This window comes from Stutzerimonas stutzeri (assembly GCF_000935215.1).
In the GTDB taxonomy this organism is placed as follows: domain Bacteria; phylum Pseudomonadota; class Gammaproteobacteria; order Pseudomonadales; family Pseudomonadaceae; genus Stutzerimonas.
This window is the reverse complement of record NZ_JXXD01000023.1, coordinates 1-23893: the sequence shown is the minus strand read 5'-3', so window position 1 is coordinate 23893 and position 23893 is coordinate 1. Positions and strand designations below refer to the sequence as shown.

Genomic DNA, 23893 nt, shown 5'->3' with positions numbered 1-23893 from the left:
GCAACCTACAAACCCAACAGCTTCGCCAACCCTTCCCGCATGCCGGTCGGCGGTTCCGGCAGACGATAGCGCTGCACTAGCCGGGCATTATTCGCCCGCGAATGTCGAATATCCCCCGGCCGCGCGGCCTGATAGCTCACCTCGGGAAGCCCGCCCAACACGTCACCGATGGCCGCTAGCAGCTGATTCAGAGAAGTGGCCTGATTCAGCCCAACATTCACCGCGCCCTCCACTGCCTCGGGCGACTCCAGCGCCTGCACCAACACCTCGACCAGATCGGCAACGTAGAGAAAATCGCGCGTCTGCTCGCCATCGCCGAACACCGCAATCGGCAAACCCTTCTGCGCCCGCTCGGTGAAGATGCTGATCACACCGGAATACGGTGACGATGGATCCTGCCGCGGCCCGAAGATATTGAAGAAACGGAACACCACCGGCTCCAGACCATGCTGGCGCCGATAGAAATCCAGGTAGTGCTCGCTGGCTAGCTTGTCCGCGGCATAGGGTGTCAGGGGCGCCATCGGCGTCTCTTCGTCGATGGCTTGGCCTTCGCCATTGTTGCCATAGACCGCCGCACTCGAGGCGAACAGCACACGTTTCACACCCGCCTCGCGCATCGCCTCGCACAGATTCAGCGTGCCAATCAGGTTGCTCTGGTGCGTACGGAATGGATCATCCACCGACGCCTGCACCGACGCCACCGCGGCCAGATGCACCACCGCCCGACATCCCTGCACCGCACGACGCACGCAATCGGCATCGGCGACATCGCCGACTATCAGCTCGACGCGTGTATCTTGCGGCAGGTTTTCGCGCTTGCCGGTCGAGAGATTGTCCAGCACACGAACGGCATAGCCGCGCGCCAGCAACGCATCGACCAGGTTCGATCCAATGAACCCGGCACCGCCGGTGACCAGAATCGGGGCATCAGCCATGACGGTAGTAACGCTCCAACAGGTTCGGCAACCCGGTGCGCCAGGCGCGAGGCTTGATGCCGAAAGTGGTAAAAATCTTCTTGCAGGCGAGTACGCCGTGCTGCGGCTCGGCTGCGGCATCCGAACAGGCGGCATGCGCCACGGCCGTCAGATTCGCCGTTGTGACGTCGCGATACTTGCCGGCCTCGCCGAGCAACGCCTGGGCGACCAGCAACGGGGTGGAAGCCTCATGTCCGCCGTAGTGATAGGTACCCCACAGCGGAGCCTGGCAGTCGAGCTGCTTCAATACCGCAAGGATCACACGCGCGGCATCGTCGACAGGTGTCGGATTGCCGCGCCGGTCATCCGCCAGCAGTATCGCCTCGCTCTGCTCGAGTCGTTGCAGCACGCGCCCTAGAACACCGTCCCGACTGTCATCGAGCAACCAGCCAAAACGCAGCAGGACATGTCGCGGGCATAGCGAACGCACACTCTGCTCGATGCGCCAAAGCGCCCTGCCTCGTGCATCCAGCGGCGCCACTTCGTCCTTTTCGCTATAGGCCGTGGTTCGGGCACCGTCGAATACCCGGTAGCTCGATGGCTGCAACAGGACGAAATCATGGTGCTGACAGAGTTCGGCGAGCCGCTCGACCGCACGCTCCTGTGCGGCGAGCGCCGGCTCGTTGGGCTGTCCGCTCTGAAACCAGTCGTAATAGTAGGCAAGGTTGACCACGACATCCGGACGGTTGTCGTCGAGCAACTGGGTAAGACTGGCGGCGTCCCAGCCCTGAGCGGGCGGTCGCGGCGCGAGGAAGCCTATGTCTTCCTCGGCGCCGAGGCGGATGAGCGCCTGGCCCAGGGCATTGCCGCCGCCCAACAGCATCAGGCGCATTCGCATTCAGATAACTCTAAAAGGGGATGTCGTCGTCGAAGCTGTCGTAGTCCGGTGCCGGCTGCTGCCGCGCAGCGGGCTGCTGCGGCTGGGCCTGCTGACGCGGCGCCTGCTGCGGCTCACGCTGCTGCGGGCGAGCCTGACGCGGCGCATCGTCGGAACTGCCGCCACGGCCACCGAGCAGCTGCATGGTGCCGTTCATGTCGACGACTATTTCGGTGGTGTAGCGCTTGACGCCGTCCTTCTCCCACTCGCGGGTCTGCAGGCGTCCCTCGATGTAGCATTGCGAACCCTTGCGCAGGTATTCGCCGGCGATCTCGGCAACCTTGCCGAACAACACCACGCGATGCCACTCGGTACGCTCCTGAAGCTGGCCGGTCTGCTTGTCCTTCCAGCTATCGGTGGTTGCCAGCGTGATGTTGGTCACCGCATTGCCATTGGGCATGTAGCGGGTTTCCGGGTCGCCGCCGACATTGCCGATCAAGATGACTTTATTCACCCCTCTGGCCATGGGTAACTCCTCATTGGAACGTTGAATTGGATGGATTCACCGATGGCGGTTGTACCGCCAGCAAAGCCGATGACCGCGAATCTTACCTCAGCCACCCCTGACGGCCAACCGACGCACTTTCATGTTGCGCGGCACTATGCAGCCGCGAACAGGCGCCTCAGGCAACCAGGCGATCAAGAGCTTCACGATCCAGCTGCTGCGTATCGACCTTGATATAGGCCGCCGCCTCGTCGGCAACGATGAGCACGTCGCTAACACCGGCGACTTGTAGCAAGTCACGCCCAAGTCCTGCGTTGGCCAGCGCTCCGGCCGACAGTGGCAAGCGCAGGCTCGTTACATAAGGAGGTTCGCGCATGCTGAAGGCCACCACGAACCACAACGCGCAAAGTGCAGCGCAACCGGCGAACACCAGCGCCAGGCCACCCTGCTGATAGAGCATGCCGCCCAGCACGCCACCGAGACCGGCACCGAGAAACTGACTGGTGGAGTAGACGCCCATCGCGGTGCCCTTGCCGCCGGCCGGCGCGACCTTGCTGATCAACGAAGGCAGCGACGCTTCCAGCAGATTGAACGCGATGAAGAACCCCACCATGCCGACGACCAGCATCCACAAGCCATTTCCGAACCACCAGAAGAACAGCTCGCAGAGCAGCAACGCGGAGACCGCGCCCAACAGCACGCGGCGCATCTGGCGCTTCTTCTCGCCATAAATAATGAAGGGAATCATGCCGAAGAATCCGACCAGCAGTGCCGTGAGGTAGACCCACCAATGCTCTTCCTTGGGCAATGCGCCCTGCTCGACCAATGCCAGCGGCAGCGCGACGAAGCTGGCCATCAGGATCGCGTGCAGCGCCAGAATACTGAAATCCAGACGCAGCAGATCAGGATGGCGCAGCGTCAGGCCGAGTGCCTGCTTGGCGACGCCCGATTCGCGATGGCGCACATGCGCATGGGCCTTGGGCAGCGCCGCGACGATGACTCCGCCAAGCAACGCCATGCCGGCGGTTACCCAGAACAGCCCGGAGAGACCGAAGGCACGGGTCAGCAACGGCCCGACGATCATCGCGACAGCGAAGGAAAAACCGATGCTCACGCCGATCAGCGCCATTGCCTTGGTCCGATGCTGTTCGCGGGTCAGGTCCGAGAGCAGCGCCATCACTGCAGCGGAAATCGCCCCCGCCCCTTGCAGGATGCGCCCGGCGATGACGCCCCAGATGCTGTCGGACATCGCCGCGAGCGCCGCTCCAGCGGCGAAGATCAGCAGGCCGAAATAGATGATAGGCAAGCGACCAATACGATCGGAAAGAATACCGAAGGGAATTTGCAGCAGCGCCTGGGTCAAACCATAGGCACCTATCGCAAGACCGATCAGGGTCGGCGTAGCGCCTTCCAGGTCCATGCCGTAGGTTGCCAGCACGGGCAAAACCATGAACATGCCGAGCATGCGAAAAGCGAAAACCAGGGCCAGCCCGGAAGCTGCGCGTTTTTCGCTGGCGCTCATGCGCTCGCTGTAGGGGTCCTGCATGGAGGGTCTCGCTTGTATGAACCGGCGGCGATTCTAGCAGCCCTACCCTGTTCGGCACAGGCGCGCGGTTTTGCCGCGACTATCACCCCGGCCGTATACTTTCGGGTTTCCGCCCGCCACGCGAGGCTGTTTTGGACAAGATTCTGATTCGTGGGGCCCGCACCCACAACCTGAAGAACATCGACCTCACCCTGCCGCGCGACAAGCTGATCGTCATCACCGGCTTGTCCGGTTCTGGCAAATCATCGTTGGCATTCGACACTCTCTACGCAGAAGGCCAGCGCCGTTACGTCGAATCGCTTTCGGCGTATGCGCGCCAGTTCCTCTCGATGATGGAAAAGCCCGACGTCGACACCATCGAGGGGCTCTCCCCGGCGATCTCCATCGAGCAGAAATCGACCTCGCACAACCCGCGCTCCACCGTGGGCACCATCACCGAGATCTACGACTACCTGCGTCTGCTCTATGCGCGGGTCGGCACGCCGCGCTGTCCAGATCACGATGCCCCGTTGGAAGCGCAGACGGTCAGCCAGATGGTCGACCAGGTGCTGGCACTGCCCGAAGGCCGCAAGCTGATGCTGCTGGCCCCGGTCATCCGCGAACGCAAGGGCGAGCACCTGGCCGTGTTCGACGAACTGCGTGCTCAGGGTTTCGTGCGCGCCCGCGTCAACGGGCGGCTGTACGAGCTCGACGAGCTACCCAAGCTGGACAAGCAGAAGAAACACTCGATCGACGTGGTGGTGGATCGCTTCAAGGTTCGCGGCGACCTGCAGCAGCGCCTGGCCGAATCCTTCGAAACGGCGCTCAAGCTGGCCGATGGCATCGCCCTGGTCGCCTCCATGGAAGAGGACGACGACAGCGAGGAAATGATCTTCTCCGCACGCTTCGCCTGCCCGATCTGCGGCCACTCGATCAGCGAGCTTGAGCCCAAGCTGTTCTCCTTCAACAACCCAGCCGGCGCCTGCCCCACCTGTGACGGCCTGGGCGTGAAGCAGTTCTTCGACGCCAAGCGCCTGGTCAATGGGGAGCTGACCCTGGCCGAAGGCGCCATACGCGGCTGGGACCGGCGCAACGTTTACTATTTCCAGATGCTCGGCTCACTGGCCTCGCATTATGGCTTCAGCCTCGACGAGCCTTTCGACTCACTGGCCGCCGATCATCAGAAGTCCATCCTGCGCGGCAGCGGCCGTGAGAATGTCGAGTTCCGCTACCTCAACGACCGCGGCGATATCGTCAAGCGTTCGCACCCGTTCGAAGGCATCGTTCCCAACCTGGAACGCCGCTACCGCGAAACCGAATCCAATTCGGTTCGCGAAGAGCTCGCCAAATACCTGAGCACCCAGCCCTGCCCGGACTGCCGCGGCACGCGTCTGCGCCGCGAAGCACGCCACGTGTGGGTTGGCGACAAGACCCTGCCTGCGGTCACGGCCATGCCCATCGGCGACGCCACCGACTACTTCGGCGTCCTCTCGCTCAGCGGACGACGCGGCGAGATCGCCGACAAGATTCTCAAGGAGATCCGCGAACGCCTGCAGTTCCTGGTCAACGTCGGCCTGGATTATCTGACCCTGGATCGCAGCGCCGACACCCTGTCCGGCGGCGAAGCCCAGCGTATTCGCCTGGCCAGTCAGATCGGCGCCGGCCTGGTTGGGGTGATGTACATCCTCGACGAACCTTCGATCGGCCTGCATCAGCGCGACAACGAACGCTTGCTGGGCACCCTTCGCCACCTGCGCGACATCGGCAATACGGTGATCGTCGTGGAGCATGACGAGGATGCGATCCGTCTCGCCGACTACGTCGTAGACATCGGTCCAGGTGCCGGCATACATGGCGGCCGCATCGTCGCTGAAGGCACACCTGACGAGGTGATGGCGCACCCGGATTCGCTGACCGGCAAGTACCTCTCTGGCCGGGTGAAGATCAACTATCGGCCTGAGCGCACCCGCCGTGATCCGAAGATGCTGCTCAAGCTCAAGGGCGCGCGTGGCAACAACCTGCGCAACGTCGACCTGGAGATTCCGGTCGGCCTGCTCACCTGCATCACCGGTGTGTCGGGCTCGGGCAAATCAACGCTGATCAACAACACGCTGTTCCCGATCACGGCGACTGCACTCAATGGCGCGACCACGCTGGAAGTAGCCCCGCACGACAGCTTCGATGGGCTGCAGCATCTGGACAAGGTGGTGGACATCGATCAGAGCCCGATCGGCCGCACACCGCGCTCCAACCCGGCGACCTACACGGGGCTGTTCACGCCGATTCGCGAGCTGTTTGCCGGCGTGCCGGAAGCGCGCTCACGCGGCTACGGCCCGGGCCGCTTCTCTTTCAACGTCAAGGGCGGACGCTGTGAAGCCTGCCAGGGCGACGGCGTGATCAAGGTGGAAATGCACTTCCTGCCCGACATCTACGTGCCCTGCGACGTGTGCAAGGGCAAGCGCTACAACCGCGAAACGCTGGAGGTGAAGTACAAGGGCAAGAGCATCACCGAAGTGCTCGACATGACTATCGAGGAAGCCCGCGAGTTCTTCGATCCGGTGCCGGCCGTCGCGCGAAAACTGCAGACGCTGATGGATGTTGGGCTGTCCTACATCAAGCTGGGGCAGAGTGCGACGACCCTGTCTGGCGGTGAGGCGCAGCGCGTCAAGCTGTCCCGCGAGCTGTCCAAGCGTGACACGGGCAAGACGCTGTACATTCTTGATGAACCCACCACCGGCCTGCATTTCGCCGATATCCAGCAGCTGCTCGACGTACTGCACCGTCTGCGCGACCACGGCAATACGGTCGTGGTGATCGAGCACAACCTTGACGTCATCAAGACGGCCGACTGGCTGGTGGATCTCGGCCCGGAAGGCGGCTCGAAGGGTGGCCAGATAATCGCCTGCGGTACGCCGGAAGAGGTGGCAGGCATGGCCCAGTCTCATACCGGTCATTTCCTCAAACCGTTACTCGAGCGCGACCGCTCGGCGGGTTGATCATCGCGTCGGCAGCCGTTTCGGCAACAAGCGCAAGCGCAGCGGGGTCCACTACGGATCCCGCCGGGCAGTTGGGCGGGACACTCTCAGCCCGATAAGCAGAAATCCTGATGCGAATTGCGCTTGCTGCCTGCTTGCTTGGCGCCGGCCTGCTACCCGGTCTCGCCGCTGCTGCCCAACCCAACGGCCCTTGGATCACCAATGAGCAGAACGTCTCGCTGGAGGCGTTCATGAGCAACAACCAGCTGTACGATCAGCTCAACGCACTTTCACGACGCTTCCCGGATGCCCTGCGACTAGAACAGGCCGGCAGCAGCAACGAAGGCCGGCCAATCTGGCTGGCCAGGCTGGGTAATTCAGACAAACCAGCCGTGATGATCATCACCCAACAGCACGGAAACGAACCTCACGGCACCGAAGCGGCGGTCAATCTGATAAAACGCCTTGCCTCGGGCGGGGCCTTGTCCCGCCAGGTACTGGATAATCTGCAGGTGCTGATCGTGCCGAGGGTCAACCCGGACGGCGCCGAGCGTTTCAGTCGCGGCAACATGGATTTCAGCGCCCCGCAAACCAGCGCTGACTGCCTGCGCGCCGATGGCACCCTGAATCCTGCCAAGTTGGATCAGCACCTCGGCGCCAACGTGACCGCCTTCAACAATGCCGACGGCCAACGCCGATTTAGCTACGACATCAACCGCTACCACTGGACAGACTGGAGCAAGAGCACGCAGATACGCTGCAATCCAGGCCTGGCCAGTGAGTGGCACTTCAACCCAGGGCAGAACCCGGTGCCCGAAGCGGTTGCGGTACGCGGCATCTATGACCGTTACCGTCCCATCTGGCTGGTAGATGTGCATAATCAGAACCCTGCCGTGGTACTCGAGGATGTGGATCCTGAAGTGAACCGCCCGGGACGCCAGGTGACCGGCTCTATCACCTGGCCAACTCACCCGGATGTCGCCCCGGAAGCGGTAGCACTGTCGAAGCAGCTGGCAATCGTGATGAAGCAGCGCTCCACGCAGCTTGGCTTCATGGAAATCACCAACTACTACTATGAGCACCCCAGCGGCGATGTCCGCCGCGGCGGCGGCGACCCAGGCATTGCCCGAAACGCATACGGCCTGCTGGGGACCGAGCGACTGGCCGCCGGCGAAACAGGCCCATTTGGCGGCAGCGTGCTCATGGAATCGGCGGATTGAACAGTCGCGGCCAGAAGTCTGCCGGCATGCTGCGCAACAATGTGCGTGAAATGCTTGAGGCCGTACTTGTCGCAACTGCCGACGGCAGTCTGACGGCGATCGATCCGGCAGAGGCCGATCGCCTTCTGCCACCCGGACAGGAGAGCGATAAGCCGCTCAACAATCCCCACGAATAGCGCTGAAGAGACAAGAAAGCCCGCAGCACTCGCTGCGGGCTTCTCGATCTTGCGGATACCGCGAATCGCTTATGCCGGCACTTCCGACAACGGAATATCCAGGGCGGCGGCAATACCTGCTCCATAGGCCGGATCAGCCCTCAGGCAGTGGCTGATGTGGCGAATCTTGATATGACGCGCCACTCCCTGCATCGACCGAGCGGTATTTTCGAACAACCGCTGCTGTTCATCAGCCTTCATCAAGCGGAACAGGTTGCCCGGCTGAGTGAAGTAATCGGCGTCGTCGGCACGGTAGTCGTAACGATCCGCCGCCCCCTCGAGAGCCAGCGGTGGCTCGCTGAAGTCAGGCTGTTCCTGCCACTCGCCATAGGTATTCGGCTCGTAATGCAGACGACCGCCCTGATTGCCATCTACGCGCATGGCACCATCGCGATGGTAGCTGTGGACCGGGCAACGCGGAGCGTTGACCGGAATCTGATGGTGATTCACCCCCAGCCGGTAGCGTTGCGCATCCCCGTAGGAGAAAAGACGGCCCTGCAACATACGGTCTGGAGAGAAGCTGATGCCCGGAACGACATTCGCCGGCGTGAATGCCGCCTGCTCGACATCCTGGAAGTAGTTGTCGGGATTGCGGTTGAGTTCGTAATAGCCGACCTCGATCAATGGGTAGTCAGCATGCGGCCAGACCTTGGTGAGGTCGAACGGATGGTACGGCACCTTGGCGGCGTCGGCCTCCGGCATTATCTGCACATACATCGTCCAACGTGGATATTCGCCACGCTCGATGGCCTCGAACAGATCGCGCTGCGAACTCTCCCGGTCATTGGCAACGATGGCTGCAGCCTCGGCGTCGGTGAGATTCTTGATGCCCTGCTGGGTCCGAAAGTGAAACTTCACCCAGAAACGCTCGTTGTTCGGACTGATGAAGCTGTAGGTGTGCGAACCGAAACCGTGCATATGGCGGTACGACGCCGGAATGCCCCGATCACCCATGACATAGGTGATCTGGTGCAAGGCCTCAGGCAGCCCGGTCCAGAAGTCCCAGTTGTTGTTCGCGCTGCGCATGTTGGTGCGCGGATCGCGTTTTACTGCGTGGTTGAGGTCCGGAAACTTCAGCGGATCGCGGAAAAAGAACACCGGGGTGTTATTGCCCACCATGTCCCAGTTGCCTTGCTCGGTGTAGAACTTCAGTGCGTAACCACGAATGTCACGCTCGGCGTCGGCCGCGCCGCGCTCACCGGCGACGGTAGAGAAGCGGGCGAACAACGGGGTGCGCTTACCAACCTCGGAAAACAGCTTGGCTTTGGTGTAGCGGGTGATGTCATGGGTGACGACGAACTCGCCAAACGCGCCGGAACCTTTCGCGTGCATACGACGCTCCGGAATCACCTCGCGGTCGAAATGAGCGAGCTTCTCTAGAAACCATACGTCCTGAAGCAGCATGGGACCACGGCGGCCCGCAGTCATGGAGTTCTGGTTTTCGGATACCGGCGCACCGGCAACGGTTGTGAGCTTCGGCTTGTCAGTCATGGTTGCAGCTCCTTGGTATTCAATAGCTTCCAGGGTCTTGGTAAGTACCTGCTGGTTGAATGCCATCATAGGAAGCAAGCGCAACGGCGACTAATGATGAAGATCAACGCCCCTTATAGAGCCAGTCTCTCAGAATCCTTTGGGCATAAAAAAACCGAGCCAAAAGGCTCGGTTTTTAATTGCTGCTACCGATCTTACTCGGCGGCTTCCACTTCACCAGTGACCGGACGGTCAACCAGCTCGACGTAAGCCATAGGTGCGTTGTCACCAGCGCGGAAGCCGCACTTGAGGATACGCAGATAGCCGCCCTGACGGGTGGCGTAACGCTTGCCCAGATCGTTGAACAGCTTGCCTACGGCAGCCTTCGAACGCGTACGGTCGAAAGCCAGACGACGGTTGGCGACGCTGTCTTCCTTAGCCAGGGTGATCAGCGGCTCGGCAACGCGACGCAGCTCCTTGGCCTTGGGCAGGGTGGTCTTGATCAGTTCGTGCTCGAACAGCGACACCGCCATGTTTTGGAACATGGCCTTGCGGTGGGCGCTGGTGCGGCTCAGGTGACGGCCACTTTTACGATGACGCATGATTGAAATTCCTTACCAAACGTTCAGTTCGGTTACTGGGGGCGATCAGGCAGTGGCCTTATCGTCCTTCTTGAGACTTGCCGGCGGCCAGTTATCCAGACGCATACCGAGGGACAAACCACGCGAAGCCAGAACGTCCTTGATCTCAGTCAGGGACTTCTTGCCCAGATTCGGCGTCTTCAACAGCTCTACTTCGGTGCGCTGAATCAGATCACCAATGTAGTAGATGTTTTCCGCCTTCAGGCAGTTGGCCGAACGTACGGTCAGCTCCAGGTCATCAACCGGACGCAACAGGATCGGATCGATCTCGTCTTCCTGCTCGATTACAACCGGCTCGCTGTCGCCCTTGAGGTCGACGAACGCAGCCAGCTGCTGCTGCAGGATGGTCGCTGCACGACGGATCGCCTCTTCGGGATCCAGGGTGCCGTTGGTTTCCAGGTCAATGACCAGTTTGTCCAGGTTGGTGCGCTGCTCGACACGAGCATTCTCGACCACGTAAGCCACGCGACGAACCGGGCTGAAAGTGGCGTCGAGCTGCAGACGACCGATGCTACGGCTCTCGTCTTCATCGCTCTGACGCGCATCAGCAGGCTCGTAACCGCGGCCGCGAGCGACCTTGAGCTTCATGTTGAGCGAGCCGTTGGCCGCCAGATTGGCGATCAGGTGATCGCCATTGACGATTTCGACATCGTGATCCAGCTGGATATCGGCAGCGGTAACAGCGCCCGCGCCCTTCTTCACCAGGCTCAAGGTCACTTCATCACGGCCGTGCAGCTTGATGGCGATACCTTTGAGGTTGAGCAGGATTTCGATGACATCTTCCTGCACGCCCTCGATGGCGCTGTACTCGTGGAGCACACCGTCGATCTCGGCCTCGACCACAGCGCAGCCGGGCATGGAGGACAACAGAATACGACGCAGCGCGTTGCCAAGGGTGTGGCCAAAACCACGCTCGAGGGGCTCGAGAGTGATCTTGGCACGGGTCGGACTGACCACCTGCACATCGATATGGCGGGGGGTCAGGAACTCATTTACCGAACTCTGCATGGATACACCTATTTTCTAGCCCTTACTTGGAGTAGAGCTCGACAATCAGGTTTTCGTTGATGTCGGCGGACAGATCGCTGCGAGCCGGAACATTCTTGAAAACACCGGATTTCTTGTCGGCATCTACTTCGACCCATTCAACGCGACCGCGCTGAGCGCACAGTTCGAGGGCCTGGGCGATACGCAGCTGGTTACGGCACTTCTCACGAACAGCCACTACGTCACCGGCCTTGACCTGGTAAGACGGAATGTTCACGGTCTGACCGTTGACGCTGATTGACTTGTGCGAGACCAGCTGACGCGATTCGGCACGAGTAGAGCCGAAGCCCATGCGGTACACGACGTTGTCCAGACGGCACTCGAGCAGCTGCAGCAGATTCTCACCGGTAGCGCCCTTACGGCTGGCTGCTTCCTTGTAATAACCACTGAACTGACGCTCCAGCACACCGTAGATGCGGCGTACCTTCTGCTTTTCACGCAGCTGGGTGCCGTAATCGGACAGACGTCCGCGACGCTGACCGTGAACACCCGGCGGGGTTTCGATATTGCACTTGGATTCGAGCGCGCGCGCACCACTCTTCAGGAAGAGATCGGTGCCTTCACGACGAGACAGTTTGCACTTGGGACCAATATAACGAGCCATTCTTCACTGTCTCCTGATTACACGCGGCGCTTCTTCGGCGGACGGCACCCGTTATGCGGGATAGGCGTCACGTCGGTGATGCTGGCGATTTTATAACCACATGCGTTCAAAGCACGCACGGCGGACTCCCGACCCGGACCTGGGCCCTTGACGTTGACGTCGAGGTTCTTCAGGCCGTACTCCAGCGCAGCCTGGCCAGCGCGCTCTGCAGCGATCTGGGCAGCGAACGGAGTGCTCTTACGCGAGCCGCGGAAACCGGAACCACCCGAAGTAGCCCAGGACAACGCATTGCCCTGACGATCGGTGATGGTCACGATGGTGTTGTTGAAAGACGCGTGGATGTGGGCGATGCCATCAACCACTGTCTTTTTGACTTTTTTACGAGGACGAGCAGCAGGTTTTGCCATGACTAAATTCCTGTCGATTCGCTAACGCGATTACTTGCGGATCGGCTTGCGCGGGCCCTTACGGGTACGTGCGTTGGTCTTGGTACGCTGACCGCGAACCGGCAGACCACGACGATGACGCAGGCCGCGATAGCAGCCCAGGTCCATCAAGCGCTTGATTTTCATGTTGACTTCGCGACGCAGGTCGCCTTCAACGATGAACTTGCCGACTTCGCCACGCAGCAGTTCGACCTGCTCGTCGGAAAGATCCTTGATCTTCGCTGCCGGATTCACACCGGTAGCAGCACAGATTTCCTGTGCACGGGTGCGACCAACACCGTAGATGTAGGTCAGCGAGATAACAGTGTGCTTGTTATCCGGAATGTTGACGCCTGCAATACGGGCCATTCAGTGAAACTCCAATTGACAGCTACCTACGCCCCGGAAGCCAAGAAAAGGGCGCGAGATATTAACGCTGTAATAACAAATATTCAACCCGGCAGCGCACTAGCTGCCGGGTTATAACGCCTTACACAATCAGCCTTGGCGCTGCTTGTGACGCGGTTCTGCGCTACAGATCACGCGCACGACACCGTCGCGACGGATGATCTTGCAGTTACGGCACAGCTTTTTAACCGATGCACGAACTTTCATCACCAACTCCTAGAACCTTACGAGCCACCTCAGCGGAGCATTCCACTGCCGTAGCCCTTCAGGTTGGCTTTCTTCATCAGGGAATCGTACTGGTGCGACATGAGGTGTGACTGCACTTGGGACATGAAGTCCATTACAACCACGACCACGATCAGCAACGAGGTCCCACCAAGGTAGAACGGCACGTTGGCTGCGACCACAAGAAACTGTGGCAGCAGGCAGACAGCCGTCATGTACAGGGCGCCGAACATGGTCAAACGAGTCAACACGCCATCAATGTAGCGAGCCGACTGCTCACCAGGACGAATCCCGGGAATAAACGCGCCAGACTTCTTCAGGTTCTCTGCTACGTCTTTCGGATTGAACATCAATGCCGTATAGAAGAAGCAGAAGAAGATGATCCCGGCACTGAACAGCAGAATGTTCAACGGCTGCCCGGGCGCGATCGCCTGCGAAATGTCAGCCAACCAGCCCATGCTCTCTGACTGACCGAACCACTGCCCCAGCGAAGCCGGGAACAGCAGAATGCTGCTGGCAAAGATAGCCGGGATGACCCCTGCCATATTCACCTTCAACGGCAAGTGACTGGTCTGCGCGGCAAAGACCTTACGGCCCTGCTGACGCTTCGCGTAGTGAACCGCGATACGGCGCTGACCACGCTCGATAAACACCACGAAACCGATGATCGCTACAGCGAGCAGGCCGACAGCGAGCAGCGCGATGATATTGATATCGCCCTGGCGAGCAGACTCGAACGACTGACCGAGCGCACCCGGCAAGCCGGCGACGATACCTGCGAAGATCAACATCGAGATACCGTTGCCAACGCCACGCTCGGTGATCTGCTCACCCAGCCACATCATGAACATAGCACCAGACACGAACGTCGTGATGGCCACGAAGTAGAAGCCGAAATCGTTGCTGAACGCGACACCTTGCCCCGCCAACCCGACCGACATACCGATCGCCTGAACGATGGCCAGCACGAGCGTACCGTAACGCGTGTACTGACTGATCTTGCGACGACCGGCCTCACCTTCTTTCTTCAACTGCTCCAGCTGTGGGCTGACAGCGGTCATGAGCTGCATGATGATCGATGCCGAAATGTACGGCATGATCCCCAAAGCAAAAATACTCATGCGCTCCAGCGCACCACCGGAAAACATGTTGAACAAGCTAAGGATGGTCCCCTCGTTCTGACGGAACAGCTCGGCCAGCCGATCGGGATTTATCCCGGGAACAGGGATGTGTGCGCCAATCCGATAGACGATGATCGCCATGAACAGAAAGCGCAGACGAGCCCAGAGTTCGGACAGACCACCATTACTCAGCGCGGAGAGAGCACCTTGCTTAGCCATTTATTCCTCGAACTTGCCGCCAGCTGCTTCGATAGCCGCACGCGCACCTTTGGTGGCTGCGATACCCTTGAGAGTAACCGCACGACCAACCTCGCCCGACAGCATGATTTTCACGCGCTGTACGTTCTGGTTGATTACGTTGGCGTCTTTCAGGCTTTGCACGGTAACGACATCACCTTCCACCTTGGCCAACTCAGAGGTACGAACCTCAGCGCGATCCATGGCTTTCAGCGAAACGAAACCGAACTTCGGCAGACGACGATGCAGAGGCTGCTGACCACCCTCGAAACCGGGAGCGATCTTGCCGCCGGAACGAGAGGTCTGACCCTTGTGACCACGGCCACAGGTCTTGCCCAGGCCACTACCGATACCACGACCGGGACGCAGCTTTTCGCGACGGGCACCCGGCGCAGAACGCAGATCGTTCAGTTGCATGGCTTAGCCCTCCACACGGAGCATGTAATAAGCCTTGTTGATCATGCCGCGATTTTCAGGAGTATCCTGAACCTCGACGGTGTGACCAATGCGACGCAGGCCAAGACCCTTGACGCACAGCTTGTGATTGGGGATACGACCGCTGACACTCTTGATCAGCGTGACCTTGACGGTGTTAGCCATGATCAGGAAATCTCCTCGACGCTCTTGCCACGCTTGGCAGCAATCGACTCAGGCGACTGCATCGCCTTCAGACCCTTAAAGGTGGCGTGAACCACGTTGACCGGGTTGGTAGAGCCGTAGCACTTGGCCAGTACGTTCTGAACGCCAGCAACTTCCAGAATGGCGCGCATGGCACCACCGGCAATCACGCCGGTACCCTCGGAGGCAGGCTGCATGTAGACCTTGGACGCGCCATGCGCGGCCTTGGTGGCGTACTGCAGAGTAGTGCCATTCAGGTCGACCTGGATCATGTTGCGGCGAGCCGCCTCCATAGCCTTTTGAATAGCAGCCGGTACTTCACGGGACTTGCCACGACCGAAGCCGACACGACCCTTGCCATCACCGACCACAGTCAGCGCGGTGAAGGTGAAGATACGACCACCTTTTACAGTTTTTGCGACGCGGTTAACTTGAACCAGCTTCTCGATGTAGCCTTCGTCGCGCTTTTGCTCGTTATTTGCCATAACTTAGAACTCCAGCCCGCCTTCACGAGCAGCTTCAGCCAGTGCCTTGACACGACCGTGGTACTTGAAGCCAGAACGGTCGAACGCCACCTGAGTGACACCTGCGGCTTTCGCGCGCTCAGCGACCAGCTGACCGACTTTCTTGGCAGCGTCGACGTTGCCGGTGACGGCGTCACGCAGTTCTTTGTCCAGAGTCGAGGCGCTGGCCAGGACCTTGCCGCCGTCGGCCGAAAGGACCTGGGCGTAGATGTGCTGGGAAGAGCGGTACACGCAGAGGCGTACGGTTTCCAGCTCGCGCATCTTCAGGCGTGCCTTGCGAGCGCGACGCAGACGAGTTTCTTTCTTTACGCTCATTTGCTATGCCCTACTTCTTCTTAGCTTCTTTGCGACGGACTACTTCATCCGAGTACCGCACGCCTTTGCCCTTGTAAGGCTCAGGGCGACGGAAGTCGCGGATTTCAGCAGCCACCTGACCGACCAGTTGCTTGTCGACACCCTTGATCAGGATGTCGGTCTGGCTGGGGGTCTCAGCGGTAACGCCTTGCGGCAGTTCGTAATCCACCGGATGCGAGAAACCGAGAGCCAGGGACAGCACTTGACCTTTGGCTTGCGCCTTGTAACCAACACCAACCAGCTGAAGCTTGCGCTCGAAGCCTTGGCTGACGCCGATCACCATGTTGTTGACCAGCGCACGGGTAGTGCCGGCCATGGCGCGAGTTTGCTGATCGCCATTACGGCCAGCAAAACGCAGCTCACCAGACTCCTGGATGACCTCCACGGACGGATGAACATTCAGTTCGAGAGCGCCTTTTGCGCCCTTCACCGAAAGCTGCTGACCAGACATCTTGATTTCGACGCCAGCAGGCAGCTTGACGGGGTTCTTAGCAACGCGAGACATGCTTATCCCCCCTTAGAACACAGTGCAGAGCACTTCGCCGCCAACACCAGCAGCCCGAGCAGCCCGATCAGTCATCACACCCTTGTTGGTGGAGACAATCGACACACCCAAACCGCCACGTACTTTCGGCAACTGGTCAACGGATTTGTACTGGCGCAGGCCAGGACGACTTACGCGCTTGAGCTCTTCGATGACCGGACGGCCTTCGAAATACTTCAGCTCGATGGACAGTTGCGGCTTGGCGTCGCCACTGACCTGGTATCCCGCGATATAGCCTTCACCTTGAAGAACGTTGGCAACAGCCACCTTCAGAGTGGAAGACGGCATGCTTACGACGGACTTTTCGGCCATCTGGGCATTACGGATACGAGTTAGCATGTCCGCTAACGGGTCCTGCATACTCATGGGCTCTTAGCTCCTAATACAAAAAAATAAGCCTTGGACGGCTCGTGTCGCCAACAGGCAAACCCCACAAAAATGCAAGGCTCAGGCGAGCCGGGCATTCTAGAGAGTTGCCAGAAACGAATCAAGCCCCATGAGGGGCTTGAACGAAAAACAAACAGGACCCGCAGGGCCCTGGATGCTTCTATTACCAGCTGGCCTTAACCAGACCCGGCACGTCACCACGCATTGCCGCCTGACGCAGCATGTTGCGCGCGAGGCCGAACTTGCGGTAAACGCCGTGCGGACGACCAGTCAGACGGCAGCGGTTGCGCAGGCGCGAAGCGCTTGCGTCACGAGGCTGCTTCTGCAGTGCGACCTGAGCTTCCCAGCGCGCTTCCGGAGAGGACTCCGGACTTGCGATGATTGCTTTCAGTGCAGCACGCTTCTGGGCGAACTTGGCGACCGTTTGCTGACGCTTCAGCTCACGGTTCTTCATGCTTTGCTTAGCCATGTGCCTACTCCAATCAGTTACGGAACGGGAAGTTGAAAGCACGCAGCAGAGCGCGACCTTCTTCATCCGTCCGAGCAGTAGTGGTCAGAGTGATGTCCAGACCACGCAGGGCATCGATCTTGTCGTAATCGATTTCCGGGAAGATGATCTGCTCTTTGACGCCCATACTGTAGTTGCCGCGGCCATCGAAGGACTTGGCATTCAGGCCGCGGAAGTCACGCACGCGCGGCAGGGAGATCGAAAGCAGGCGATCCAGGAATTCATACATACGATCACTGCGCAGCGTGACCTTGACGCCGATCGGCCAGCCTTCGCGAACTTTGAAGCCTGCGATGGACTTGCGAGCGTGAGTCACTACAACCTTCTGGCCGGTGATCTTTTCCAGATCGGCAACAGCATTGTCGATGATCTTCTTGTCACCGATCGCTTCGCCGATACCCATGTTGAGGGTGATCTTGGTGATACGCGGAACTTCCATCACGTTGCCAAGCTTCAGTTCTTCCTTCAGCTTGGGCGCGATTTCCTTCCGATAAACTTCTTTTAGTCGTGCCATGGTTATCTACCTAGCAGTCTCAAGCGTCAACCGGCTTCTGGGTCGACTTGAAGACACGAATTTTCTTGCCCTCTTCAACCTTGAAGCCAACGCGGTCTGCCTTGTTGGTCTCACCGTTGAAAATGGCGACGTTAGAGACGTGCAAAGGCGCCTCCTTCTCGACGATACCGCCCTGAACGCCGGACATCGGGTTAGGCTTGGTATGGCGCTTCACGAGATTGATCCCGCCAACGACCAGACGGTCGTCCGCGAGGACCTTCAGCACCTTACCGCGCTTGCCCTTGTCTTTGCCGGCGATGACGATGATCTCGTCGTTGCGACGAATCTTTTGCATGCGGCTACTCCTTACAGCACTTCAGGGGCGAGCGAGACGATCTTCATGAACTTCTCGGTACGAAGTTCACGCGTCACCGGCCCAAAGATACGGGTGCCGATAGGCTCCTGCTTGTTGTTCAGCAGAACAGCAGCATTGCCATCGAAGCGAATGATGGAGCCATCGGGACGACGAACACCGTGACGAGTGCGAACCACAACAGCGGTCATCACCTGGCCTTTCTTGACCTTGCCACGAGGAATCGCTTCCTTGACGGTTACTTTGATAATGTCGCCGATGCCGGCGTAACGACGGTGAGAACCGCCGAGCACCTTGATACACATGACGCGACGAGCGCCACTGTTATCAGCCACATCGAGCATGGATTGAGTCTGAATCATATAATTTCTCCGACCCCTAGCCCTTAGACTTCGACGGCGCGTTCAACGACATCAACCAGCATCCAGGACTTGGTCTTTGCCAGCGGACGAGTCTCGCGGATGGTGACCTTGTCGCCGATACGGCACTGGTTGGTTTCGTCGTGGGCGTGCAGTTTGGTCGAACGCTTCACGTATTTACCGTAGATCGGGTGCTTGACGCGACGCTCGATCAGAACGGTGATGGTCTTGTCCATCTTGTCGCTGACGACGCGGCCGGTCAGCGTGCGGACGGTTTTCTGAGCTTCAGCCATGATCACTTACCTGCCTGCTGGTTGAGCACAGTCTTGACACGAGCGATGTCGCGCTTGACTTGCGAGAGCAGGTGAGACTGCCCCAACTGGCCAGTCGCTTTCTGCATACGCAGATTGAACTGGTCCCGCAGCAGCTCGAGCAGTTGCTCGTTCAGCTGCTCAACGGATTTTTCACGAAGTTCATTCGCTTTCATCACATCACCGTCCGCTTAACAAAGGAGGTGGCGAGCGGCAGCTTTGCAGCGGCCAGGGCGAAAGCCTCACGCGCCAGCTCTTCGGAAACACCCTCGATCTCGTAGAGCACCTTGCCCGGCTGAATCTGGGCTACCCAGTACTCGACGCTACCCTTACCTTTACCCATCCGGACTTCCAGAGGCTTCTTGGTTACAGGCTTGTCGGGGAACACGCGGATCCAGATCTTTCCGCCACGCTTTACGTGACGGGTGAGCGCACGACGTGCAGCCTCGATCTGACGCGCGGTCAGACGACCACGGGAAACAGACTTCAGCGCGAATTCGCCGAAGCTGACCTTGCTACCGCGCTGAGCCAGACCACGGTTGTGGCCGGTCATCTGCTTGCGGAATTTTGTACGCTTGGGTTGCAACATTTGGCGTACCCCTTACTTAGCAGCTTTTTTACGAGGAGCAGGCGCTTGAGGCTTGAGCTCTTCATGGCGACCACCAATTACTTCGCCCTTGAAGATCCACACCTTCACGCCGATCACACCGTAAGTGGTGTGCGCTTCGTAAGTGTTGTAATCGATATCGGCACGCAGGGTGTGCAGAGGCACACGACCTTCGCGATACCACTCGGTACGGGCAATTTCAGCCCCACCCAGACGACCACTGACCTGGATCTTGATGCCTTTGGCACCAATGCGCATGGCGTTCTGTACGGCGCGCTTCATGGCGCGACGGAACATCACGCGACGCTCCAGCTGCTGAGCTACGCTCTGTGCAACCAGCATTGCGTCGAGCTCCGGCTTGCGGATCTCTTCGATATTGATGTGCACCGGCACACCCATTTGCTTGGTCAGGTCCTGACGCAGCTTCTCAACATCCTCACCCTTCTTGCCGATCACAATGCCGGGACGAGCGGTGTGGATGGTGATGCGTGCGGTTTGAGCCGGGCGATGGATATCGATACGGCTTACGGACGCGCTTTTTAATTTGTCTTGGAGGTACTCACGCACGTTCAGATCTGCAAGCAGATAGTCTGCATACGTACGGCCGTCTGCGTACCAGACGGAGGTGTGCTCCTTGACGATTCCCAGGCGAATGCCAGTGGGATGTACTTTCTGACCCATCTGATCGACTCCGTTACTTGTCCGCAACCTTGACAGTGATATGGCAAGACCGCTTGACGATGCGATCAGCGCGGCCTTTGGCACGCGGCATGATGCGCTTAAGCGAACGCCCCTCGTTGACGAAGACCGTGGAGACTTTCAAGTCATCCACATCTGCGCCTTCGTTGTGCTCGGCGTTGGCAACGGCCGACTCCAGCACTTTCTTCATGATCTCGGCGGCTTTCTTGCTACTGAAAGCCAGGAGGTTGAGCGCTTCGCCCACCTTCTTCCCGCGGATCTGGTCGGCGACCAGGCGGGCTTTCTGGGCGGAGATGCGAGCGCCCGACAACTTAGCGGCTACTTCCATCTTTCCTTACCCCTTAGCGCTTGCCTTTCTTGTCCGCCACATGCCCGCGATATGTACGGGTTGCAGCGAACTCGCCGAGTTTGTGGCCGACCATGTCTTCGGACACGAGGACCGGCACATGTTGACGACCGTTATGTACAGCGATGGTCAGACCGACCATTTGCGGCAGGATCATCGAACGACGCGACCAGGTTTTAACTGGCTTACGATCGCTCTTTTCCACCGCCGCTTCGACCTTCTTCAGTAGGTGAAGATCGATAAAAGGACCTTTTTTCAGAGAACGCGGCACTGTCGTATCCCTCTAGTTACTTGCGACGACGGACAATCATGTTATCGGTGCGCTTGTTAGTGCGGGTCTTCGCGCCCTTAGTCGGGAAGCCCCATGGCGACACCGGATGACGACCACCGGAGGTACGACCTTCACCACCACCGTGCGGGTGATCGACCGGGTTCATCGCGACACCACGAACGGTAGGACGAATGCCCTTCCAGCGCTTAGCCCCTGCCTTGCCCAGCGAACGCAGGCTGTGCTCGGAGTTCGAGACCTCGCCCAGGGTCGCACGGCACTCGGCCAGCACCTTGCGCATCTCGCCGGAGCGCAGACGCAGCGTCACGTAGGAACCCTCGCGAGCAACCAGCTGAGCCGAAGCGCCAGCGGAGCGAGCGATCTGAGCACCCTTACCCGGCTTGAGCTCGACACCATGAACGGTAGAACCCAGCGGGATGTTGCGCAGCGGCAGGCTGTTGCCAGCCTTGATCGGAGCATTGATGCCCGAGACCAGCTGATCGCCAGCGCTTACACCCTTCGGCGCGATGATGTAGCGACGCTCACCGTCGGCATACTTCAGCAGCGCAATGTGCGCAGTACGGTTCGGGTCATATTCGATACGCTCGACGATGGCAGGAATGCCATCCTTGTTGCGACGAAAATCAACCAGACGGTAATGCTGCTTGTGACCACCGCCAATGTGGCGAGTGGTGATACGACCGTTGTTGTTACGGCCGCCAGTCTTCGACTTCTTCTCGAGCAGCGGTGCGTAAGGAGCGCCTTTGTGCAGCTCCTGATTGACCACCTTGACCACAAAACGGCGGCCCGCGGAAGTCGGTTTGCATTTAACGATTGCCATGATGCACCCCTTCCTTACTCAGCACTGCCGGAGAAATCGAGATCCTGGCCCGGCTGAAGCGCGATATACGCCTTCTTCCAGTCGTTGCGCTTGCCCAGACCGCGAGCGGTACGCTTGGTCTTGCCCTGAACGTTCAGGGTGTTGACGGCGGCGACCTTCACGTCGAACAGGCTCTCAACAGCCTTCTTGATTTCCAGCTTGGTTGCGTCGGTCGCAACCTTGAAAACGAATTGCTTCTTGCTGTCAGCCAGCACGGTAGCCTTCTCAGAGACGTGCGGACCAAGCAGGACTTTGAATACGCGTTCCTGGTTCATCCCAGCAGCTCCTCGAATTTCTTCACAGCCGACACGGTGATCAACACCTTGTCATAGGCGATCAGGCTGACCGGATCGGAACCCTGGACATCACGCACATCGACATGCGGCAGGTTGCGCGCAGCCAGGTACAGGTTCTGATCGACAGCATCGGAAACGATCAGCACATCGCTCAGGCCCATACCATTGAGCTTGCTAGCAAGCACTTTGGTTTTCGGCGCGTCGACGGCGAAATCTTCTACGACAACCAGACGCTCGGAGCGGACCAGCTCAGCAAGAATGGAACGCAGCGCAGCGCGATACATCTTCTTGTTCAGCTTCTGATCATGATTCTGCGGGCGAGCGGCGAAAGTTACGCCACCGCCACGCCAGATCGGGCCACGGCTGGTACCAGCACGAGCACGACCTGTGCCCTTCTGGCGCCACGGACGCTTGCCACCACCGGACACATCGGAGCGGGTTTTCTGCTGCTTGCTACCCTGACGACCGCCGGCCATGTAGGCGACGACTGCCTGGTGCACCAGCGTCTCGTTGAACTCACCACCAAAGGTGCGATCGGAGACTTCGATGGCCTGTGCGCCATTTACATTCAATTGCATGTGAACTCCCCCTTAACCGCGAGCCTTGGCGGCCGGACGCACGAGCACGTCACCACCAGTGGCACCGGGCACTGCGCCCTTCACCAAAAGCAGATTCCGCTCAGCATCGACACGCACGATTTCCAGAGACTGCACGGTTACGCGCTCGGCGCCCATGTGCCCGGACATCTTCTTGCCCTTGAATACACGACCTGGGGTCTGGCACTGACCGATAGAGCCCGGGACGCGGTGGGATACGGAGTTACCGTGGGTATTGTCCTGACCACGGAAGTTCCAGCGCTTGATGGTACCGGCGAAGCCTTTACCCTTGGACTGACCGGTGACATCCACCATCTGCCCAGCCTGGAAAATCTCAGCGTTGATCTGGTCACCAGCCTGGAACTCCTCGCCATCGAGGCGGAATTCCCAGACGCCACGACCAGCAGCAACATTCGCTTTAGCGAAGTGACCGGCCTGAGCCTTGGTAACACGGGACGCGCGACGCTCGCCGACAGTGACCTGCACTGCACGATAGCCATCGCTCTCTTCATTCTTGAACTGAGTGACGCGATTCGGCTCGATCTCGATGACCGTAACCGGAATAGAGACACCATCCTCGGTGAAAACGCGGGTCATACCGCATTTGCGACCGACTACACCAATAGTCATTTTGAAACCTCTTGAGTGTACGGGGCTTTCACCCGCTATGGCCGCCCATTTCAGAGCGTTACACGACTAAAACTCTCAGGTTTTAGCCGAGGCTGATCTGCACTTCCACACCAGCCGCAAGATCGAGCTTCATCAGCGCATCGACGGTTTTGTCGGTCGGCTGAACAATGTCCAGCACACGCTTGTGGGTTCGAATTTCATACTGATCGCGCGCGTCTTTATTGACGTGCGGGGAGACCAGCACAGTGAACCGCTCTTTGCGGGTTGGCAGCGGAATCGGACCACGCACCTGAGCACCAGTACGCTTCGCGGTTTCCACGATTTCCTGGGTTGATTGATCGATCAGGCGATGGTCAAAAGCCTTCAACCGAATACGGATTTGTTGGTTTTGCATTTTGACCTCAGACTCCAAGTAGCCACCCTACCAGGCGCAATACCCCCGGTAAAAGGAGGCGCAATTGTACGGATGCGCCCATAGGGTGTCAATAAATGATCAACAATAGAAAAAGGCCCCCGAGGGGGCCTTTTTCATCATCGTCAATTATTACTCGACGATCTTGGCAACCACGCCGGCACCAACGGTACGACCACCTTCGCGAATCGCGAAGCGCAGGCCGTCTTCCATGGCGATCGGCTTGATCAGGCTGACAACCATTTTCACGTTGTCGCCCGGCATTACCATCTCAACGCC

At 59.2% G+C, this 23893-nt stretch carries 37 protein-coding genes; 3 read left to right on the top strand and 34 right to left on the bottom strand.

Going from position 1 to position 23893, the window contains the following annotated elements; genetic code table 11:
• Positions 1-5: 5 nt before the first annotated feature.
• The 4 genes from LO50_RS03460 to LO50_RS03445 form a co-directional block, all read right to left on the bottom strand.
• Positions 6-935 (bottom strand): NAD-dependent epimerase/dehydratase family protein, encoded by a 930-nt coding sequence (locus tag LO50_RS03460; protein WP_044314115.1) that lies wholly within the window; start codon positions 933-935, stop codon positions 6-8.
• Positions 928-1812 carry a sugar nucleotide-binding protein gene (locus LO50_RS03455; protein WP_044314114.1) on the bottom strand — a complete coding sequence of 295 codons (885 nt, stop codon included), beginning with the start codon at positions 1810-1812 and terminating at the stop codon, positions 928-930. Before LO50_RS03455 ends, LO50_RS03460 begins: the two co-directional genes overlap by 8 nt.
• Before the next feature lie 10 nt (positions 1813-1822).
• Positions 1823-2317, bottom strand: a complete 495-nt coding sequence (locus tag LO50_RS03450; protein ID WP_003304048.1) for a single-stranded DNA-binding protein — start codon at positions 2315-2317, stop codon at positions 1823-1825.
• Between the two features lie 157 nt (positions 2318-2474).
• Positions 2475-3842, bottom strand: a complete 1368-nt coding sequence (locus tag LO50_RS03445) for an MFS transporter (protein ID WP_044314113.1) — start codon at positions 3840-3842, stop codon at positions 2475-2477.
• Between the two features lie 131 nt (positions 3843-3973).
• Between LO50_RS03445 and uvrA the strand changes: the two genes are divergently transcribed.
• The 3 genes from uvrA (at position 3974) to LO50_RS25295 (ending at position 8192) form a co-directional block, all read left to right on the top strand.
• A complete protein-coding gene (gene uvrA, locus LO50_RS03440) occupies positions 3974-6817 on the top strand; it encodes an excinuclease ABC subunit UvrA (protein WP_042923776.1) in 2844 nt (947 codons plus the stop codon).
• Positions 6818-6927: 110 nt separating this feature from the next.
• Positions 6928-8016 carry a M14 family zinc carboxypeptidase gene (locus LO50_RS03435; protein WP_236690563.1) on the top strand — a complete coding sequence of 363 codons (1089 nt, stop codon included), beginning with the start codon at positions 6928-6930 and terminating at the stop codon, positions 8014-8016.
• Complete coding sequence (locus LO50_RS25295) at positions 8013-8192, top strand: hypothetical protein (RefSeq protein WP_236690562.1); 180 nt, start codon at positions 8013-8015, stop codon at positions 8190-8192. The genes LO50_RS03435 and LO50_RS25295 overlap by 4 nt, the downstream gene beginning before the upstream one ends.
• Positions 8193-8261: 69 nt before the next feature.
• Here the strand turns inward: LO50_RS25295 and LO50_RS03430 are convergent, their stop codons facing one another.
• The 30 genes from LO50_RS03430 to LO50_RS24000 all read right to left on the bottom strand — a co-directional run.
• Positions 8262-9722 (bottom strand): catalase, encoded by a 1461-nt coding sequence (locus tag LO50_RS03430; protein ID WP_044314112.1) that lies wholly within the window; start codon positions 9720-9722, stop codon positions 8262-8264.
• Positions 9723-9916: 194 nt separating this feature from the next.
• Positions 9917-10303, bottom strand: coding sequence for a 50S ribosomal protein L17 (rplQ, locus tag LO50_RS03425; RefSeq protein WP_003304056.1), 387 nt, complete (start codon positions 10301-10303; stop codon positions 9917-9919).
• Positions 10304-10348: 45 nt separating this feature from the next.
• A complete protein-coding gene (locus LO50_RS03420; protein WP_014821626.1) occupies positions 10349-11350 on the bottom strand; it encodes a DNA-directed RNA polymerase subunit alpha in 1002 nt (333 codons plus the stop codon).
• A gap of 22 nt (positions 11351-11372) precedes the next feature.
• Positions 11373-11993: a 30S ribosomal protein S4 gene (rpsD, locus tag LO50_RS03415; RefSeq protein ID WP_003293044.1), complete on the bottom strand. Its 621-nt coding sequence runs from the start codon at positions 11991-11993 to the stop codon at positions 11373-11375.
• A gap of 17 nt (positions 11994-12010) precedes the next feature.
• Entirely contained in the window at positions 12011-12400 is a 390-nt protein-coding gene (gene rpsK, locus LO50_RS03410) for a 30S ribosomal protein S11 (RefSeq protein WP_003281811.1), read from the bottom strand.
• A gap of 30 nt (positions 12401-12430) precedes the next feature.
• Positions 12431-12787 carry a 30S ribosomal protein S13 gene (rpsM, locus tag LO50_RS03405; protein ID WP_003289190.1) on the bottom strand — a complete coding sequence of 119 codons (357 nt, stop codon included), beginning with the start codon at positions 12785-12787 and terminating at the stop codon, positions 12431-12433.
• 129 nt (positions 12788-12916) lie between these two features.
• Entirely contained in the window at positions 12917-13033 is a 117-nt protein-coding gene (gene rpmJ / locus LO50_RS03400; RefSeq protein ID WP_003281814.1) for a 50S ribosomal protein L36, read from the bottom strand.
• A 29-nt stretch (positions 13034-13062) separates the two neighbouring features.
• Entirely contained in the window at positions 13063-14391 is a 1329-nt protein-coding gene (gene secY / locus LO50_RS03395; RefSeq protein WP_003304058.1) for a preprotein translocase subunit SecY, read from the bottom strand.
• On the bottom strand, positions 14392-14826 hold the full coding sequence (gene rplO, locus LO50_RS03390) for a 50S ribosomal protein L15 (protein WP_014821627.1): 435 nt from the start codon (positions 14824-14826) through the stop codon (positions 14392-14394).
• A gap of 3 nt (positions 14827-14829) precedes the next feature.
• Complete coding sequence (gene rpmD, locus LO50_RS03385) at positions 14830-15009, bottom strand: 50S ribosomal protein L30 (protein WP_003281818.1); 180 nt, start codon at positions 15007-15009, stop codon at positions 14830-14832.
• A gap of 2 nt (positions 15010-15011) precedes the next feature.
• Positions 15012-15512: a 30S ribosomal protein S5 gene (gene rpsE / locus LO50_RS03380; protein WP_003304059.1), complete on the bottom strand. Its 501-nt coding sequence runs from the start codon at positions 15510-15512 to the stop codon at positions 15012-15014.
• Between the two features lie 3 nt (positions 15513-15515).
• Positions 15516-15866, bottom strand: a complete 351-nt coding sequence (gene rplR / locus LO50_RS03375) for a 50S ribosomal protein L18 (RefSeq protein ID WP_044314111.1) — start codon at positions 15864-15866, stop codon at positions 15516-15518.
• A 10-nt stretch (positions 15867-15876) separates the two neighbouring features.
• Entirely contained in the window at positions 15877-16410 is a 534-nt protein-coding gene (gene rplF, locus LO50_RS03370) for a 50S ribosomal protein L6 (protein WP_014821628.1), read from the bottom strand.
• 12 nt (positions 16411-16422) lie between these two features.
• Positions 16423-16815, bottom strand: coding sequence for a 30S ribosomal protein S8 (rpsH, locus tag LO50_RS03365; protein ID WP_003293036.1), 393 nt, complete (start codon positions 16813-16815; stop codon positions 16423-16425).
• Between the two features lie 184 nt (positions 16816-16999).
• A complete protein-coding gene (gene rpsN / locus LO50_RS03360) occupies positions 17000-17305 on the bottom strand; it encodes a 30S ribosomal protein S14 (RefSeq protein ID WP_014821629.1) in 306 nt (101 codons plus the stop codon).
• A gap of 13 nt (positions 17306-17318) precedes the next feature.
• Entirely contained in the window at positions 17319-17858 is a 540-nt protein-coding gene (gene rplE, locus LO50_RS03355; RefSeq protein WP_003304066.1) for a 50S ribosomal protein L5, read from the bottom strand.
• Positions 17859-17877: 19 nt separating this feature from the next.
• Complete coding sequence (gene rplX, locus LO50_RS03350; protein ID WP_003304067.1) at positions 17878-18192, bottom strand: 50S ribosomal protein L24; 315 nt, start codon at positions 18190-18192, stop codon at positions 17878-17880.
• A gap of 11 nt (positions 18193-18203) precedes the next feature.
• A complete protein-coding gene (gene rplN, locus LO50_RS03345; protein WP_003281831.1) occupies positions 18204-18572 on the bottom strand; it encodes a 50S ribosomal protein L14 in 369 nt (122 codons plus the stop codon).
• A 23-nt stretch (positions 18573-18595) separates the two neighbouring features.
• Entirely contained in the window at positions 18596-18862 is a 267-nt protein-coding gene (gene rpsQ, locus LO50_RS03340; protein WP_003293030.1) for a 30S ribosomal protein S17, read from the bottom strand.
• Positions 18863-18864: 2 nt separating this feature from the next.
• Positions 18865-19056, bottom strand: a complete 192-nt coding sequence (gene rpmC / locus LO50_RS03335) for a 50S ribosomal protein L29 (protein ID WP_003281834.1) — start codon at positions 19054-19056, stop codon at positions 18865-18867.
• Positions 19056-19469: a 50S ribosomal protein L16 gene (rplP, locus tag LO50_RS03330; protein WP_003281836.1), complete on the bottom strand. Its 414-nt coding sequence runs from the start codon at positions 19467-19469 to the stop codon at positions 19056-19058. Before rplP ends, rpmC begins: the two co-directional genes overlap by 1 nt.
• A 12-nt stretch (positions 19470-19481) precedes the next feature.
• Entirely contained in the window at positions 19482-20168 is a 687-nt protein-coding gene (gene rpsC, locus LO50_RS03325; RefSeq protein ID WP_003289210.1) for a 30S ribosomal protein S3, read from the bottom strand.
• 13 nt (positions 20169-20181) lie between these two features.
• Positions 20182-20514 carry a 50S ribosomal protein L22 gene (rplV, locus tag LO50_RS03320; protein ID WP_003103908.1) on the bottom strand — a complete coding sequence of 111 codons (333 nt, stop codon included), beginning with the start codon at positions 20512-20514 and terminating at the stop codon, positions 20182-20184.
• A 13-nt stretch (positions 20515-20527) separates the two neighbouring features.
• Complete coding sequence (gene rpsS / locus LO50_RS03315; protein WP_014821630.1) at positions 20528-20803, bottom strand: 30S ribosomal protein S19; 276 nt, start codon at positions 20801-20803, stop codon at positions 20528-20530.
• 16 nt (positions 20804-20819) lie between these two features.
• Complete coding sequence (rplB, locus tag LO50_RS03310; RefSeq protein WP_003281841.1) at positions 20820-21641, bottom strand: 50S ribosomal protein L2; 822 nt, start codon at positions 21639-21641, stop codon at positions 20820-20822.
• 14 nt (positions 21642-21655) lie between these two features.
• Positions 21656-21955 carry a 50S ribosomal protein L23 gene (rplW, locus tag LO50_RS03305; RefSeq protein ID WP_003281842.1) on the bottom strand — a complete coding sequence of 100 codons (300 nt, stop codon included), beginning with the start codon at positions 21953-21955 and terminating at the stop codon, positions 21656-21658.
• The gene (gene rplD / locus LO50_RS03300; protein WP_014821631.1) at positions 21952-22554 is read right to left on the bottom strand and encodes a 50S ribosomal protein L4; all 603 of its coding nucleotides are present in this window, start codon (positions 22552-22554) and stop codon (positions 21952-21954) included. The genes rplW and rplD overlap by 4 nt, the downstream gene beginning before the upstream one ends.
• A gap of 12 nt (positions 22555-22566) precedes the next feature.
• Positions 22567-23202 (bottom strand): 50S ribosomal protein L3, encoded by a 636-nt coding sequence (rplC, locus tag LO50_RS03295; RefSeq protein WP_014821632.1) that lies wholly within the window; start codon positions 23200-23202, stop codon positions 22567-22569.
• A gap of 82 nt (positions 23203-23284) precedes the next feature.
• Complete coding sequence (gene rpsJ / locus LO50_RS03290) at positions 23285-23596, bottom strand: 30S ribosomal protein S10 (RefSeq protein ID WP_003186070.1); 312 nt, start codon at positions 23594-23596, stop codon at positions 23285-23287.
• 150 nt (positions 23597-23746) lie between these two features.
• Positions 23747-23893: EF-Tu C-terminal domain-related protein (locus LO50_RS24000; protein ID WP_487006722.1), on the bottom strand; the 147-nt coding region annotated here is incomplete at its 5' end.